The following is a 15,007-nucleotide window of genomic DNA, read 5'->3' on the forward strand; positions in this document are numbered from 1 at the left end:
GCTATTGTAGGACATATCACACCTTGCAACATCAGTTATAGGATCTGCAACGTGGCTTATAGTCCATTTCTTGCCCAGCCTTCAATTTTGTAACCGTGTCACGGACTACAAATTGAAGTACTATGAAAATAAGCCTGATCGTAGCGCTGCTTACCTCCTGCCTGCTTCTGCTGACGGCCTGCCAGAAGGCAGACAACCTGCATCATTTTACCATCGACGAGTCGGCATCTGCCATGGAATGGAAAGGGTACCTGAAAGATGGCAGTGGCAACAACGGCACCATTCAAATCAAAGGAGAATTGTTGGGCGCTGAAACAGGCGAGCTCATCGGCGGACAGATCAGGTTGCCCCTGGGATCACTGATCAATATCAACCTGCCCACCGATGAGCTCAAAAACCAGCTTATCCACCACCTGCAAAGTCCGGACTTTTTCGACATGGCCGTCCACCCTGAAATTGGCTTCCGGCTTACTTCCCTGACTCCGGATCCATTACTGCCGGGCACTTATCAGGCAGCAGGTGAGCTAACCATGTTGGGAAAAGCCAAACCGGTCAGCTTTCCGATAAAGCTAAACGCGCAGGGAAACAGGCTGGAAGTAACCGGTGAAACCAGCATCGACCGAACCCAATGGGGCATGAACTACGCCAGTGATGAAACGGTAACGAACGGCATGTACATCAGACCCGGCATGGATGTACAGTTCAAGCTGGTTGCCGTGAAACAAAATCCTTAATCCGTGACCCGAGCCGGGGCATGCCGGCCCGTCAGATGACGGATTCGGTGAAGCTCTTTCGAAGCGCTGTTTACTCAACTTCTTTCCATACAATTTCTACTTATCAAAACTAGTTAGTCATGTCATTACAAAGTAGGCTGAATTCCCGCCGAAATTTTCTGCAACGCTCCATGCTGGGATTTGGTAGCGCCTTTTTGTTGCCCAGTATGCTGCAAAGCTGCATCAAAGACCACAACTTTCCCGGTCCCGAAGGCCCCGATGGTCCCCTCTTAGACCTTGACATTGACTGGAATGGCCTGGCTAAAAAAGTTGTCAGCGAAGGGCTTGGCGAGTTACCCGAAGCTGGTAAATTCCTTAGCAATTTGCTTGACATCGTTTGGCCCAGCTCCGGAGACAGTCCGTGGGACCAGGTCAAAGCCCAGGTGGGTGCCTTAATAGATAGTAAAATCGCTACTGAAGCTTACGATCGCATGGCGTCTGTATTAAAAGGTGATCGGGCTATCATCGACGATTACAATCGCGCTGTCAAGAACAATACCAACGTCTATACGAGTTGGTCAAATGTATTTTATCAACTTGAGCATGATAAAGAGCAGTTCAAAGAAGAAGGCCAAGAGTTGGTTCTGCTGCCTTTGTTTGCGCAATTTGTCAACCTGCACCTGGGTCTGTTACGTGATGGGATACTCTACGGCAAAACCTGGGGAATGTCTCAGACTGAGTGGCAGTCATATGTCGACCTAACACATGATAGAGTCACTGAATTTACAGATTGGGTCAATAACTGGTATGATAAAGGAAGATCACCTCGGGCGAATAAAAATGTGGATATGTGGAAAGTCGAACCGTTTAGATCCACGAACGAATTTGACCGCACGATGACAATGCTAGTTCTTGATTACAAAGACACCTGGCTCTATTATGATTACACAAGATATCCTAATGGAGCCAAGAACCCGGATGGAACACCGATGCGCTTATTTATCCGCGAAATCTATTCAGACCCGCATGGCAATATCTTAGGTGTTGGGAACAACCCGGTAATGCCCCTCATATTACCCTCACCGGCCACCGAGCTTCCGACTCTGCTAACCGTCTGGTCGGGCGATCGGATTGATGCGGTTCAGGTGGCCGGCTATCCGGCCAATGGTGGACCCGGCTTCGCTTCAGAAACGCCCCGGATGGGGGACAAAAATGGGGGTACTGCACATACCTTTAACCTTTCGCCCTTCAATCCGATTACTCAGGTAAATATTAATACGTATCACTCCCCCTCCAATGGTGACGAAATGGCTACTGATACGCTTGAGTTCATCTTTAACGATGGCACAGGTACTGGTAGGATGGGCAAAACAACTGGGGATTCCAAGCTATTTTCCATCGGGTATGCCGGTTATGCACTGTCCAGCATTTACGTTCAGGGAACCAGTTATTGGGATCCGGGCAAAAGTATCAACTGCATCGTGTTTGGCTTTGTGCCCTGGCCGTTCCACAACTAATCGCGATTGGCCGGTAACAAGCCCTATCGAACGCTCGGCGACTAATGGGTCCAACACCTTCCCAATCCTGGATTTTCGGCTGATTCGTTCACAACGATGATAAGAACAGCTCGCAAACCACACCGGGAGCGGATTAAAGCACTTGCCAACCAATAAGTTGTCTCAGTCTCCGCGAAGCGGCTACTTGATCAATGGCCCGGGCCCCGCCGGGCCATTCTAAGGCGTCACGCAAAGCTTATAGGAAGAACGACCAGTACATCAACCCCGGCATGGATGTACAGTTCAAGCTGGTTGCCGTGAAACAAAATCCTTAATCCGTGACCCGAGCCGGGGCATGCCGGCCCGTCAGGTGACGGATTCGGTGAAGCTCTTTCGAAGCGCTGTTTACTCAACTTCTTTCCATACAATTTCTACTTATCAAAACTAGTTAGTCATGTCTTCACAAAACGTTATTCATCGCCGAAATTTTCTGCAACGCTCCATGCTGGGATTTGGTAGCGCCTTTTTGTTGCCCAGTATGCTGCAAAGCTGCATCAAAGACCACAACTTTCCCAGCCCTGGTGGGGCTGTCATTCCGCCTATCCTTCCGCTTGGAGAGGGATATAGTATTGATTGGAATGACGCAGCGAAAACTGTAATCACCACCGGGATTGAGATGATACCCGAAGCCGGTGAAATCCTTGGGCCTTTGGTCGACATCTTTTGGCCCAAATCGGGGGAGGACGTCTGGAGCCAGGTCAAAAATCAAGTAATAGCATTAGTCACTTCGCAAATCACAGATGAAGTCTACGGACGTGTTACAGGCAATCTGGCAGGTCTGAAAAACGTTTCAGGTAACTACTTAAATGAAATTAATAATTTTAATGCTATCATTCAGGATGATCCCACGAAGGATTATGGAAAAACTCTCAGAGATTATTGGATAGACCTATCAGACGATTTTGATCTTTACTTGCCCAATTTTCAGGAACAAGGGTTCGAGTTGCCACTGTTGGGCTTATTTGCGCAGTTTGCCAACATGCACCTGTCTGTATTACGCGATATGGTTATCTCAGGGAAAAAGTGGGGTTTTACTGATAAACAAGTGCAGGACCAAGCTACAAAATTAACAGCTTCTATCCAAAAGTACCAAAGTTGGGTCGATGAAATAGGGGGTATTGGCCGATCTCGTATAGTAAACAGTACGAAGCGAAATGACCATAACTGCGAGCCTTTCCGAACAGTGAATCATTGGGACCGCGAGATGTCGTTTAAGGTGTTTTACTTTAGAGATGCCTGGCCTTATTTTGATGCCACTGTTTACCCGAATGGATCGAAAGATCGGTTAACCCGCGAGATTTACACGGATCCAATGGGTACCTGCGATAACAGCGGAAATATCGTCATGGCGACTCCTACAGCAACACAATTCCCGACTAATCTAAGCGTCTGGGGTGGTGATCGAGTTAATGCGGTCCAGCTAACTTATCCGGCAAACAGCGGACCAGGTGGGGTTACTCAAACAAAACGAATGGGTGCTAATGGTGGCAGTAACCAGGGCAATCTGCCAATATCTCCCAATAACCCGATTACCCTAGCCAGAGTCACGTTCGGTGACATTGTTAATTCGATGCAGTTTGTCTTCAATGACGGGACAACTACCAATGATTTTGGCGGAAAATTTGGTAGTCAGGGTGCTGCTTGGCAATATGCCAACATGGCTCTTTCGAGTATGCATATCAATGGAGTAAGTGGTTTCTATGGTTCCGCTGACTGCATTGTGTTTGGGTTCCAATACTGGAACTCACCCGCAGAAGCCTTGAACGCGATTCGTGCCATCTACATAAGAAGTCCGAAAGAACGATCAGCCGCTGATTTCGCCAAGGCCTTACCGCATCGTACCATTCCAGCTGATTTGATTACCAATGAGTTAAGGGCAGCTCGCAGAGCGCACTGGGATTACATAAAATCGATTGCCAAATAGCCTTTTTCGTCTTTGTAAACAGGCTGCCTTGAGCATTTTAAGGCAGCCTGTTTCCGGGATTGCCTTGCGACATAATTATCTGCCGTACGTGAACATGATAAAAAAGAAAAGTCTGTTGGTCGCCCTGCTGCTGGGCGTCATCACCCTCGCGGCCTGTAGCGACCACCGAGTGCCGCCAGGTATTGGTGAACCTACCCTGCTAACCGATGCCCACAAACGCATTGCCTTGCTCTGTATGCTTTCGAATATCAACTACGATCTGGTAGCAGCATCGGAGCAAGAGTTAAGTCAGAACACGCTCAAAATCAATGATGCCCTGCAAAACAACACCACGATCCGCGCTTACTTGGGCACCGACTGGCAGGTCGTCTGGGGTCCGGCGATTTCCAATAGCATCAGAAAATCCAGCACTAGTAAAGTTGACAGTTTCGTCACCGATAATACGATGTACGTGGCCCGGGGCACCGAACTGGCCACGGGGAAGCGGCAGTATGTGGTAGCCATCGCGGGTACCAATGCGGTCTCGCGCAAAGGTGCCCTATCAGAAGATTTCAATGTCATCAACGAGAAGGCCTGGGATACGCCCAACAGTGGTAAAATCAGTGCGGGCAGCGCACTGGGCTTTACCATCCTCAACACCATGACCGATCCCGCCACCGGACAAACATTGCTCCAGTTTCTCAGTACGCTCAGCGATGACGGGCCTACCGAGGTAGCCTTTACGGGCCATAGTCTGGGCGGTGCTCTCTCACCCCTGATGGCGCTCAAATTTATTGAGCAAAAGCAGCAGATGGGCTATACCAACCTGACGGTGAGTGTCTACCCCATTGCCGGACCCACGCCCGGAAACAAGGAGTTTGCTCTTTATGCTACCGGGCAATTTGGGGAGGGCTACCACTCGGTCATCAACGCCAACGACATCGTTCCCCATGCCTGGCAAAAGGATATGTTCGCAAAGATTCCGTCGTTGTACAAGAACGCCCCCCCGTTCAATCCGGGTGGCAAAGCGGGATTTCGCTTACCCCTCAAGGACCAGTTAGCGTATGATGCGCTCAAATTGGTGATTGATTCAAAAACCTACCAGCGCATTGCCCCCGAGCGGGAGTTTGTTTTCCAGGGGAGGGCGAATGTGTATCCTGATGGATCCGGCACTTATTTTCAAGAGGCTAAGTATCAACATGTCATGGCGTATTATAAGGACGCCTTTGCGTTTCCCCAAGCGGTTATTGATGCCATTTCGAAATAATTACCGTATAAATACGTCAGCTCAACCGAAATCAGGTTGACACGATCACGGATCTTCAGCAACGATAAGGTGGCCCCTGTCAAGCACGAGGAAAGAATAATCATCTTTTTAATGAGCCCTACCATGAAAATAATAGGATGTAAACTCATCATTCCACTAATCCTATTGAGTATACTTTTAATGGTTACTAGTGGTTGTATGAACCGAGAAAGGGGTGTGCCTACTCCGAGGGCGGGCCAGGGTACGCTTGTGGAGTTGGGTGAAATACCTGTACCGGTAGCGGGCCATTCCGAATTCGCTTCCAATGAATTCCAGATGGCCGTTTACCATAACAATTTTGTCTTTGTGGCTACCTCAAATGGATTATGGAAAATCAATCTCCAAACCAAACAGTGGTCCATCAGTGGATTTGCCGGTCAGAAGGTGTCCTGTATTTACAAGCACCCTACCCAGGACAACAAGCTGTTTGCCGGTATTGTGCCCAACGAACAGACGAACGAAAAATCATTGTTTATCTCCAACGACGGTGGGGTAAGCTGGACGGCAGCGAACTCACCGATCTTCGATAAGCTGAACAATCAGTATGAAACCTATGTCAGTTTGGCCGTTCGACCCGCTCATCCCGATCACATCTATGCCAACGTAGAAGGAGGCAGCATGATCGCCGTATCAACCGATGGGGGAAACCACTGGAAAAGAATGAATAATGAGACAGATTCTCACTGGGGATATCGAAGTACGATTGTTTTTTTGCCCGATAATCCCAATCAACTCTTTCAGGGCAGTGAAAATCCATTGGACGATGCCTGGCTAGGTCGGTACGACATTGATGGACAGGATCCGGTGCGACTAACAAATTTCACCAAAGTGGTGAATAGAAATGTTTTTGGCAATAGAAGGCCGGTGGAACTTCAGACGAACGCGTATACCGGAAACAGCATTTACGTGGGTCAGGAAGGCGCCTTGGCCAAAGTAACCGGGACAACCACCCAGTTTATCGTTAAAGTGGAGGAGGACGATCCAAAATTTCCGTATACGTATTTTTATGGCATCTGGATCGACCCCGCCGATCCCCATCACCTCCTTTTCGGAGGAGCCGTCAATGGTCCTCAAACCTCGCTAAGCTTATTTGAAACTTTTGACGAAGGAAAACAGATTACGCCGGTAGCAGCAGATTCCACGCTGGCTTCTGCCCAGATAACCAAGATCCTGGCAACTCCTAGCTATCCTGCTATCGTCCTCTACGATCCCATTCGGGAAAAGATCAGGCTTTTCCTGTATAAGCCCACGTAAAATTCTGCCCCTAACCTTTTATCTGGAGAAAACGACATCCGGTGTATGTAAAACACCGGATCACCTATCCTTCTTTATCACACAAATCAGTGCGAGTAAATCAATATTGTACTCCCTTGGTTGTGGGAGCATTGAACGTTTAAGACCCCAGGCTATACGGTTAAAACCGTTACAGGCTGCCCTTTTTAAGCATCTTGTAAAAAAAAGTATACATGATCCCCAATGAAACATACTGTTCTTGTCGTAGGCGCTGGCCCCGTGGGCTTAGTGATGGCTGCCGAGCTAGCCCGGCATGGTATTCGTTGCCGGCTTATTGATGCCCTTCCTCAACCCTCCCCTTTCTGTCGGGCGCTAAGCGTAACAAGCCGGACCCTGGAGGTATGGGAGAAGATCGGAATTCTGCGAGAGGCCATTGATGCCGGAATTTGGATTAAGGGGAGACGTATAACCATTGCCGGTAAACCTGCTCAGGATTATCAGGAAGATTTAAACGGGTTTCCTTATGCACACGCTTCCCTGAGCCTACCACAGCCGATGACTGAAAGGATTCTGACCAGCCATTTATCGTTTTTGGGTGTGTTTCCGGAGCGGGGCGTTAGCCTTACCGCCTTGACGCAGGATGATGAAACGGTAACGGTCCAGTTAACATCAACTGACGGGCAAACCGAAGAAACGCAGTTTCGCTACGTAGTGGGCTGTGACGGAGCCCATAGCTTCGTTCGGCGGGCTGCCGGGATTGACTTTGAAGGAGAAACATTCCCCTATGCATTTATGCTGGGGGATGTGCAGATCGACTGGCAATTACCCAGCGGCTATTCGTATCAGTCCATTTATCCCGGCGACCAGGCCGCGCCCGAATTTTTTGTGGCCATTCCTTTACCCGAACCACATCGATACCGGGTATCGATGCTGGCTACCCCTGAATTAATTTCAGACGAAGCGGGTACAGATCATGGGTTACAGCCTGAGCGACTAGCTCCGGGGTTAGAACAGCTCCAGGCCAAAGCCGATCAACTGGTGGGTGAACCCACCCGCTTGCGTGACCTTCGCTGGTCTTCCATTTTTCGAATTAGCATGCGGCTGGCCAGTTCGTACCAGGCGGGTAAGGTATTCCTGGCCGGTGATTCGGCACACATTCACCCACCAACGGGCGGCCAGGGCATGAATACGGGTATTCAGGATGCCTTTAATTTGGCCTGGAAGATGGCCCTTGTCCTGAAGGGAAGATCTCCAGAGACTCTGCTTGGGAGTTATACGGCTGAACGACGGGAAGAAGGCGAAAAGGTCATCGAACGATCGCTTCGGGCTTCTATGAATACAGGAGTTCAGGGGTTTAAAACCGACCGGCTGCATGATACCCAACTTACCGTATCGTACCGCAACAGCCCCTGGATTGCCCCATTGCCGGATGAGCAGTGGATAACAGATTTACGGCCGGGGGATCGGGCTCCTGATTGCCTGGGTTTACGACGGCAGGGAATTGGTTACCCCATCCGATTGTTCGATATCCTAACAGGTATCGATCATGTTTTATTGGTTGATTTGCAAACCGATTCACAACGAAAGTTGGTGGACTTGTGCGCATTGAGGTTACGCCTTCGCGTTGAATTTGGGGACGACATCAATTCATACCTGCTAATTGTAGCCGTTGGTTCCCATCCAGAAAATGCCAGAATCGTTCCTGATATTGCTTGGGTACAGGATACTCATGGATCGTTAACGCATACCTATTCCCTACAGCACGAAGTTTGTTGGCTCATTCGACCTGATGGATATCTTAGCTGGTGTGGCGTAGGCATTACAAATCCAGACCTTTTTTCGTACCTAGGCTTGCTTTTTAAACCAGCCTCTTAGCAGGCTGATAATCAAGGCCATTCAGCTAGTGTCCTTTCCCGAATGGGCTGATGCACTTGATTCACCCCTGCTGTCTTACAACCAATTAAGGACTAATTCATATCAAACATGATCCAATATGGCTCAAAATTATCGCTTTCATCATCTCGGCATACCTACTAATGAGGTAATGCCAAATGAACGCTATAGCAAATTCTTTAAAATGTATACCACTGATCATCAGGGTGATTTTCGCATTCAGTTCCATCGCTTTGAAGAAGATAGTCCCTTACACCCACTTCTGCAGAAACGCCCTCATATTGCCTTTCAGGTTGACAATGTCCTGGAAGCCATTGAGGGGAAACGGGTATTGGTGAACCCTTACGAACCCATTCCCGGCTACAAAGTGGCCATCATTGATGATGTCGGTATGCCCATTGAACTTATAGAAACGGACTTAACAATCAAGGAATTATGGGATATAGCTCAAAAGCAGGATGATTTAAAAGCCGATGACTTTAACCAATTTGACTCCGAATCTTAAGTGGATTTTACCTCATTTCGGGGATAGTATCGATCACAAATTATCAATGCATGACAGTTGGCTGTTTTTAAAGGGATCCTAACAGGGTGAAATACTCTCCAGATTCATCAGCAAAAATTCTTCTATCGCAATGTCCAATGCGCCCGTAAAATATTCGCTCAGAACGCACCGGACTACTCCTCTCCCTAAGCATGACGATTAAATCGAGCTTAGCAACTTTGCAGGCCATCGCCTTACAATCCGCTGGTTGACCAGCGGATTGCCTCTGTAAGCTGATAGCCAACCAGTTACTCTTCCTTATTGAGGATCACTCATAAAACGGTTTTCCCCAACTCAATATTTGCCCAAGCGGGTAAGGGTGGATGGTTCTGCCTTTCGAAAGGCAGAACGCTATGACACCATACTATTTGATTTGGATGGCGATCCATCAAAGCCCCCTTAGCCTGAACAGGCCAGGAGGGGGAGTTAACACTACTTAGTCCTTCCCTATTGCCATCCTGTGACGTGGGGGTAGATATTGAAGTTGCTCCGATCGGAGGGATAGGCTGTCACTGATGGATTATATTCTACGTTTTTACCCGTGTTATCAGTGATCGATACCCGGTAATGTACTGGCCCCACCGGCGTAGACAAGGTGGTGATGAGCCGTTGGTGGGGTTTGATCGGCTGGGTGTCATACAACGGACCTTTGGCATGGCCACCGTATTGCTCCTGAATTTGGCCCAGGTAGACCCCGTTTAGGTAAACCTTCAGTGGAAACACGACTGGCATGCTCCCGCTCACCGCTTTAGCATAGAAGCACACCACCGAATAGTTGGGGGACTGGGGCGGCCAGAACAAATAGTCGACCAGAATCGGCGGACTGGAAATGGGTTTGACCTCCAACCGGACCGAAGAGTGGGCGGCCGTAGGCGTAATTTGGTGTTCATCTGGTTGGCAGGCTGTACATGCCCCCAGCAGCAAAAGGGCTAAAATGAATGGTTTCATACTGGTATGATGTGAATGGTGATACTGCCCGCAAAGAAAGGGGAGTCAGGGGCAATGGAAGGACAAGTCATCGATGAAGCGGCTGAAAAGAGGAAATAAAACGATCAAACCCGGCCTCCACCGGCCGAATGAGGAAGTGGTCACCGAAGCGACGTTAAATAGCGCATCAACATGGTCAACCGCTCCCTCATTGAGCCTCGCAACGCCTGCTTTCAGCTGCTGAGTCGAGGCTTATATCCTATCCCATTCCGGATAACCCTCCCCCACACCCCTTTCTCTCTACTTTTGCCATCCATTATTTACCAATACCTACGCATTCACACCATGAAACGAATCGTTTTCGTCTGCAGCCTGATCTGGCTTTTAATTGCCTGCGAGAAAGCGGGGCTTTCACCCCAATCGGAATTTCTCAGCCCCAACGGCGCCCGCCAAACAACGGATGATCGTACAGGGGAGTCATCGAAACTGCTGATCGGCAAAAAAGCGCCCCTGACCCGCTATACTATTACTAAAAATCGGGAGGGTACCTTTGACATCGTCTTCCAGTACGATCGCAATACTTCCGAGGCCGTGACGGGCATCAGTCTGCGGGAGGCCGCTTCCCTAAATGACCTGCTGCGGGTTGATTTACCCAAGGATTATGAAGCAAACCGGCCCGTGATCGCCAAAAACAATGGTACACCCGTCGTTATCGATCCAACCCGGCCGGATCTGTTTGAATGGTTACAAAATAACCCTAGTGTCGCTGAATACGTCACTTGGAACGATGCACAGGGCCCTCATCGCTGGCCAGAGTGGAGTGCTACGGAGAAAACCCAGCTCTGGGTGGCCTTCTGTAAAGCCTGGCAGGGAAACTCCATTTTTGTGCCCGAAATTCCCCTCAACCGCAATGCCCATTCCGACCGGCAGGGAACGCTGTTATCGGTAGATGATGCCTGGGCATATTATCGGAGTAGCGTGGCCCATTCCCTGGCCCTGGAATTGGGCAAACGCGTCCACTGGTCGGTCCGTAACTACTCAACGATGCAGCTCTTCTGGATCTTTAGCAGCAACGGCATGTTTACCTGGAAGGACTACGGTTCGGTGCAGGGGTATGTGTTATTTCAATCCGTCACTCCGGGGCCTCCTTTAGCCAGTTATCAGTTCCTGAAGAACCAGGGGATGATCGGCACCACCCGACTGGCGACCATCGGGCGCACCCTGGACTGGTGTCGGTACAACCTATCCCATACCTATGGAACCTGGAGTGACTCGACCATGAACCTGCATTATCAATACTGGGGCCGGCCCCCCATGACCCGGATACTGAGTGGATCGGTTTATAGCCTTGATCCCGGTTTGGGCCTACGGCATTGGACGCCAGGATGTGGGGGAACGGCCGCTTTTTTACGCATGCTGCTGCGGACAGTAAACATTCCAGTAGGCATGGCTGGAAGCGTGGGGCATAGTCAGGTCCATTTTATGACCGAAGGCTATTACCTGGATCATGGCGATACCCCCTACAGTTCGTTAGCCAAAGATCCCGTCATTGGGGCCGGGGAGCTGCTGATTACAGAGGCTACTTACAAGGCCTGGTTTGACCAATCGCTTCCGGAAGACACCCGGCTAAAAAATGTCGGTCGGCGAAACCGGGAGTTAGCCATAAAATATCTGCCGAAGTATTTGCTCCATTTATATTGCGAAGATCAGAGGATGGGCAAAACCCACGCGAATGGGAAGGTATTTGAAACGCTCTCCAAGACTTACACTCTCCAGCATCTGGAAGCTCAGAACCTGTGGGGCCGGATGGATTCAAAAATTTCCGCAATGGGAGGTTGCTCAAACGTGCCTTATCAGTAAGAGAGTGGATATTTTCCGTCCGATCGCAGGAGATCTTCAGAAGTAATGAAGGCTTCCTGTCTTAACCAGGTGGTTTCGTACCTGATTTCTCTACTCATTTATTAGCCAGTTGTCAGGGTTAAGATCAGTCTGATTCGAAGTGCAGCAAGATGATGTCCAGCAACCACCTGGGCAAAACCATGAAAGTAGTTGGTGATGACGCCTTTGGCATTGAAAGGCAGCCAGGTTACTTTCTTTTTAAAAGACAGAACCCGGCTACAAACCGGGTTCTGTCTACTTACCAATCTCTATTAGAAGCCCAATGAGGGTTTGTTAGTATACTTAACTTGTCCTTAAAAATACTATTCCCAACCATAAAATACCTTATTTTTCGTTGGACCCACTCTTGCATGAATCACTGCCTTACTCCGATCAAAAAGAAATAGGATACTACAAAAACCGTCGTTGACACACTGTTCAGAAGACAATAGGGGCTATTGAAACAACAACAGGCAAGCTGTCGGCACCAATACCAGTGAAATCAAAGACGATAGGGCGACCAACAGCGAAGCCGTTGAGGTTTCGGTCTCTAGGTACGTGGCAAAAACGACCAAATTGGCCGCAATAGGGAACGAAGCAATCAGCAGCAATAGCTTTTGCTCATCCCCTTCCAGTTGCCCAACAATCGTTTTCTCCGCTAGCACCAAGAGCGCCATTAACAAGGCCGCAGCCCCGTAGCGGATGCCCAGTAACTTGCCAAAACGGCCGTAGGCTACATTTTTAAAATCAATTTCGGTCAGGGTCACCCCGATGATCAGCATACCCAGGGCCGAAAGCGTCCAACTGGCTCCTTGGGCAACGGGTTCGAGAGCAGAGGGCAGGTCAACACCCGATGCATTAGCAATCAGCGCAGCGGCTCCGGCATAAATGGCCGGAATTTTCAGCACGTTTTTCACCGACTCACCGATTGGTAAATCCTTGCTACGTGAAACCAAATAATAGCCAACGGTATCCCCGTAGAGAACATTTCCCATGTAAGCCGAAATGATAAGTGGCATTTTTTCTTCCCCGAATAAGGCCATGACCACCGGAATACCAAACCAACCCACATTAAAATAGGAGTAGGAACACCGTAGTAAATTCGGATCCATATCCTGACCGGCATACCGGCGGGCCCACCAGGCCGGACCGTTCATGAAAGCGGCCAGCAAAAAGACGATGCCTGCCACAATGGCCACCTGCGATAATTCGGCTTTGAGCAAATTGTCGAAAATAACGAGTGGAATCAGAACATACAGCAACAGTTTGGAGATGGGTTTGCTCTTAAGACCCCACCATCGGCTGGCAGCGTACCCTGCGCCAATGAAAAGGTACAGGGGTACGACATTTGTCAGGAGCTTAGTGAGAACTTCCATGCTTCAGGCGTTTAAGGATGTCATTGGTCAGTTGATCAATTCGGGCGACATTAAACCATACAGAGTTGGTGTCGAACAGCTCACCGACCAATAAGTGACCAATGCCGTACAGGGGCGCATCGGGCACGCCCGGCACTACAATTTGCATGGTCTGAACGTCAGCTTGCACTCCCCCGGGTTCGTACGGAATTAGCTGCTTCTTTTTTGCTAATTGTTGAAGAAGGGGAATGTCCATTTTTTCCAATGCAGTGGCCGGACCAGTGGCATTGATCATATAATCAGCCCAAAAAGGTTCCTCATCTTCCGTGGTGACCACAAATTGTTTTTTTGCCGAATCCCAGTTGACATCCTTCAAATGGGGACTCACGGTGAGTTGACCTGATTTCAGCAGGTCCCGAACTTTCATTGCGTTGATCAGGGGGATGGCGTGTCGATTAATGTCGGAGAGTGACTTCAGCCATTTAATGAACATAAGTTTTTGGTCGGCCGGTAAAAGTTGCCAAATAGGAAAAGATTCGTAGCGAGTCGAATAAAGGATATTCTGAAATTGATTTTCGCCTTTTAAAGCCAGGTGAATGTCTTCCTCCAGCAGGGCCAATGGCGGTTGTCCAATCCGATCGACGTGTTTCCAGCTATCCTGCGGACCAAGCACCCGCTCCGCTTCGGCCAGAAATAACCGAAACAACTCTTTGATGCGAAGGGGCTGTTGCTGTTGCCGGACGAGCTTCCGGATGGCAGCAAGGGTAAGTAGCTGCCGATCAAAAGGCACCTCCTTGGGCGGCTGAACCCGGGGCAATAACCCATCTTTGGAAAAAAACCGAATCGGACCAGTATGTCCGTTGTCGGTCAAGGTCATGGCCGCGTCGATGGCAGTCAGACTGGCACCCAGAATACCGACGGTTGCCTGCGGATTGGTAACCGTTTGGTGAACGCGTTCCACGGGCCAGGGAGAATCCAGGTAATGAGCAGACGCTTCCAGGTGGGTAAAATTATTGGACCGGGGAGTCCCCGTTGCCAGCACGGCTACCGTAGCCCGCAGGGATTTTCCGGAAGCCAGTTTGAGCCTAACGCTTTTTTTATTGACAGTGGCATCAATGGCTTCATCCCGATGCAGGACCACCTCCACGCCCTGTTTACGGGCAAGCCGGGCATATTCTTCGAACGTTTCGGTTAAGTAACGACCGTATAAGTTTCGGGGTGGATAGGACTGCGGATGAATCTCTGTCCCGGGATAATTTTCTTCTATCCAATTTCGGTTTTGCTCCATCCACTCGACAAAGTGCAGGTTTTCTTCGGCAAAGATGCCCATCAGGTAGGCCGGCGTATTCAGCAGGTGCGCCTGCTGACCCGTCCCGTAAGCCAGTCCGGGTCCAAATTCGTCGTTTTTTTCAATGATGTGGAGCGAAACCGGGGCCGGTAAGGGCTCAATAACAATCTTTAAAACCAGGTGAATAAAGGTTGCAACGCCACAAGCCCCTCCGCCAATAATGGCAATTGTGTTTTTTTTCATTCTAAAATAGTAGCACGTCCTCAGCATTCCACTAGCCTTCCTTTTTTGAAACGGGGCAAACCGTATAATGTTTGTCTGGGCGTGGATAAGGATCGAGCAAGCGGAATGACTTTATGTTGGAAAAAACTGGCCCGGTAAGCTTTTCGGGGCCAAACGCCCTTTTACCCG

General features: G+C 49.4%; 11 protein-coding genes. 8 read left to right on the forward strand and 3 right to left on the reverse strand.

Going from position 1 to position 15,007, the window contains the following annotated elements:
• Positions 1 to 122 precede the first annotated feature (122 nt).
• The 7 genes from ACYVH9_RS27285 (at position 123) to ACYVH9_RS27315 (ending at position 9,109) form a co-directional block, all read left to right on the forward strand.
• Complete coding sequence (locus tag ACYVH9_RS27285; RefSeq protein WP_460639603.1) at positions 123 to 734, forward strand: YceI family protein; 612 nt, start codon at positions 123 to 125, stop codon at positions 732 to 734.
• 119 nt (positions 735 to 853) lie between these two features.
• Positions 854 to 2,230 (forward strand): insecticidal delta-endotoxin Cry8Ea1 family protein, encoded by a 1,377-nt coding sequence (locus ACYVH9_RS27290; RefSeq protein WP_460639604.1) that lies wholly within the window; start codon positions 854 to 856, stop codon positions 2,228 to 2,230.
• Between the two features lie 433 nt (positions 2,231 to 2,663).
• Positions 2,664 to 4,193 (forward strand): insecticidal delta-endotoxin Cry8Ea1 family protein, encoded by a 1,530-nt coding sequence (locus ACYVH9_RS27295; RefSeq protein ID WP_460639605.1) that lies wholly within the window; start codon positions 2,664 to 2,666, stop codon positions 4,191 to 4,193.
• 94 nt (positions 4,194 to 4,287) lie between these two features.
• A complete protein-coding gene (locus tag ACYVH9_RS27300) occupies positions 4,288 to 5,439 on the forward strand; it encodes a lipase family protein (RefSeq protein ID WP_460639606.1) in 1,152 nt (383 codons plus the stop codon).
• A gap of 198 nt (positions 5,440 to 5,637) precedes the next feature.
• Positions 5,638 to 6,732 carry a WD40/YVTN/BNR-like repeat-containing protein gene (locus tag ACYVH9_RS27305; protein ID WP_460639607.1) on the forward strand — a complete coding sequence of 365 codons (1,095 nt, stop codon included), beginning with the start codon at positions 5,638 to 5,640 and terminating at the stop codon, positions 6,730 to 6,732.
• A gap of 222 nt (positions 6,733 to 6,954) precedes the next feature.
• Entirely contained in the window at positions 6,955 to 8,586 is a 1,632-nt protein-coding gene (locus ACYVH9_RS27310; RefSeq protein ID WP_460639608.1) for an FAD-dependent monooxygenase, read from the forward strand.
• Positions 8,587 to 8,704: 118 nt separating this feature from the next.
• Positions 8,705 to 9,109, forward strand: a complete 405-nt coding sequence (locus ACYVH9_RS27315; RefSeq protein WP_460639609.1) for a VOC family protein — start codon at positions 8,705 to 8,707, stop codon at positions 9,107 to 9,109.
• 486 nt (positions 9,110 to 9,595) lie between these two features.
• Here the strand turns inward: ACYVH9_RS27315 and ACYVH9_RS27320 are convergent, their stop codons facing one another.
• Complete coding sequence (locus ACYVH9_RS27320) at positions 9,596 to 10,096, reverse strand: hypothetical protein (RefSeq protein WP_460639610.1); 501 nt, start codon at positions 10,094 to 10,096, stop codon at positions 9,596 to 9,598.
• Between the two features lie 324 nt (positions 10,097 to 10,420).
• On the opposite strand from ACYVH9_RS27320, the gene ACYVH9_RS27325 reads away from it, so the two are divergent.
• The gene (locus ACYVH9_RS27325) at positions 10,421 to 11,935 is read left to right on the forward strand and encodes a hypothetical protein (protein ID WP_460639611.1); all 1,515 of its coding nucleotides are present in this window, start codon (positions 10,421 to 10,423) and stop codon (positions 11,933 to 11,935) included.
• Positions 11,936 to 12,408: 473 nt separating this feature from the next.
• On the opposite strand, the gene ACYVH9_RS27330 is transcribed toward ACYVH9_RS27325, so the two are convergent.
• Both ACYVH9_RS27330 and ACYVH9_RS27335 read right to left on the reverse strand, forming a co-directional pair.
• Positions 12,409 to 13,329 carry an AEC family transporter gene (locus ACYVH9_RS27330; RefSeq protein WP_460639612.1) on the reverse strand — a complete coding sequence of 307 codons (921 nt, stop codon included), beginning with the start codon at positions 13,327 to 13,329 and terminating at the stop codon, positions 12,409 to 12,411.
• Entirely contained in the window at positions 13,313 to 14,839 is a 1,527-nt protein-coding gene (locus ACYVH9_RS27335; protein WP_460639613.1) for an FAD/NAD(P)-binding protein, read from the reverse strand. The genes ACYVH9_RS27330 and ACYVH9_RS27335 overlap by 17 nt, the downstream gene beginning before the upstream one ends.
• Positions 14,840 to 15,007: the final 168 nt, after the last annotated feature.

Source organism: Larkinella harenae (assembly GCF_054780515.1).

Excerpts from the sequence above, each read along its gene's own strand:
- ACYVH9_RS27335 (WP_460639613.1), bottom strand. The coding sequence starts at position 14,839 with ATGAAAAAAAACACAATTGCCATTATTGGCGGAGGGGCTTGTGGCGTT.
- ACYVH9_RS27310 (WP_460639608.1), top strand. The coding sequence starts at position 6,955 with ATGAAACATACTGTTCTTGTCGTAGGCGCTGGCCCCGTGGGCTTAGTG.
- ACYVH9_RS27305 (WP_460639607.1), top strand. The coding sequence starts at position 5,638 with ATGAACCGAGAAAGGGGTGTGCCTACTCCGAGGGCGGGCCAGGGTACG.
- ACYVH9_RS27290 (WP_460639604.1), top strand. The coding sequence starts at position 854 with ATGTCATTACAAAGTAGGCTGAATTCCCGCCGAAATTTTCTGCAACGC.
- ACYVH9_RS27300 (WP_460639606.1), top strand. The coding sequence starts at position 4,288 with ATGATAAAAAAGAAAAGTCTGTTGGTCGCCCTGCTGCTGGGCGTCATC.
- ACYVH9_RS27320 (WP_460639610.1), bottom strand. The coding sequence starts at position 10,096 with ATGAAACCATTCATTTTAGCCCTTTTGCTGCTGGGGGCATGTACAGCC.
- ACYVH9_RS27330 (WP_460639612.1), bottom strand. The coding sequence starts at position 13,329 with ATGGAAGTTCTCACTAAGCTCCTGACAAATGTCGTACCCCTGTACCTT.
- ACYVH9_RS27325 (WP_460639611.1), top strand. The coding sequence starts at position 10,421 with ATGAAACGAATCGTTTTCGTCTGCAGCCTGATCTGGCTTTTAATTGCC.
- ACYVH9_RS27315 (WP_460639609.1), top strand. The coding sequence starts at position 8,705 with ATGGCTCAAAATTATCGCTTTCATCATCTCGGCATACCTACTAATGAG.
- ACYVH9_RS27295 (WP_460639605.1), top strand. The coding sequence starts at position 2,664 with ATGTCTTCACAAAACGTTATTCATCGCCGAAATTTTCTGCAACGCTCC.
- ACYVH9_RS27285 (WP_460639603.1), top strand. The coding sequence starts at position 123 with ATGAAAATAAGCCTGATCGTAGCGCTGCTTACCTCCTGCCTGCTTCTG.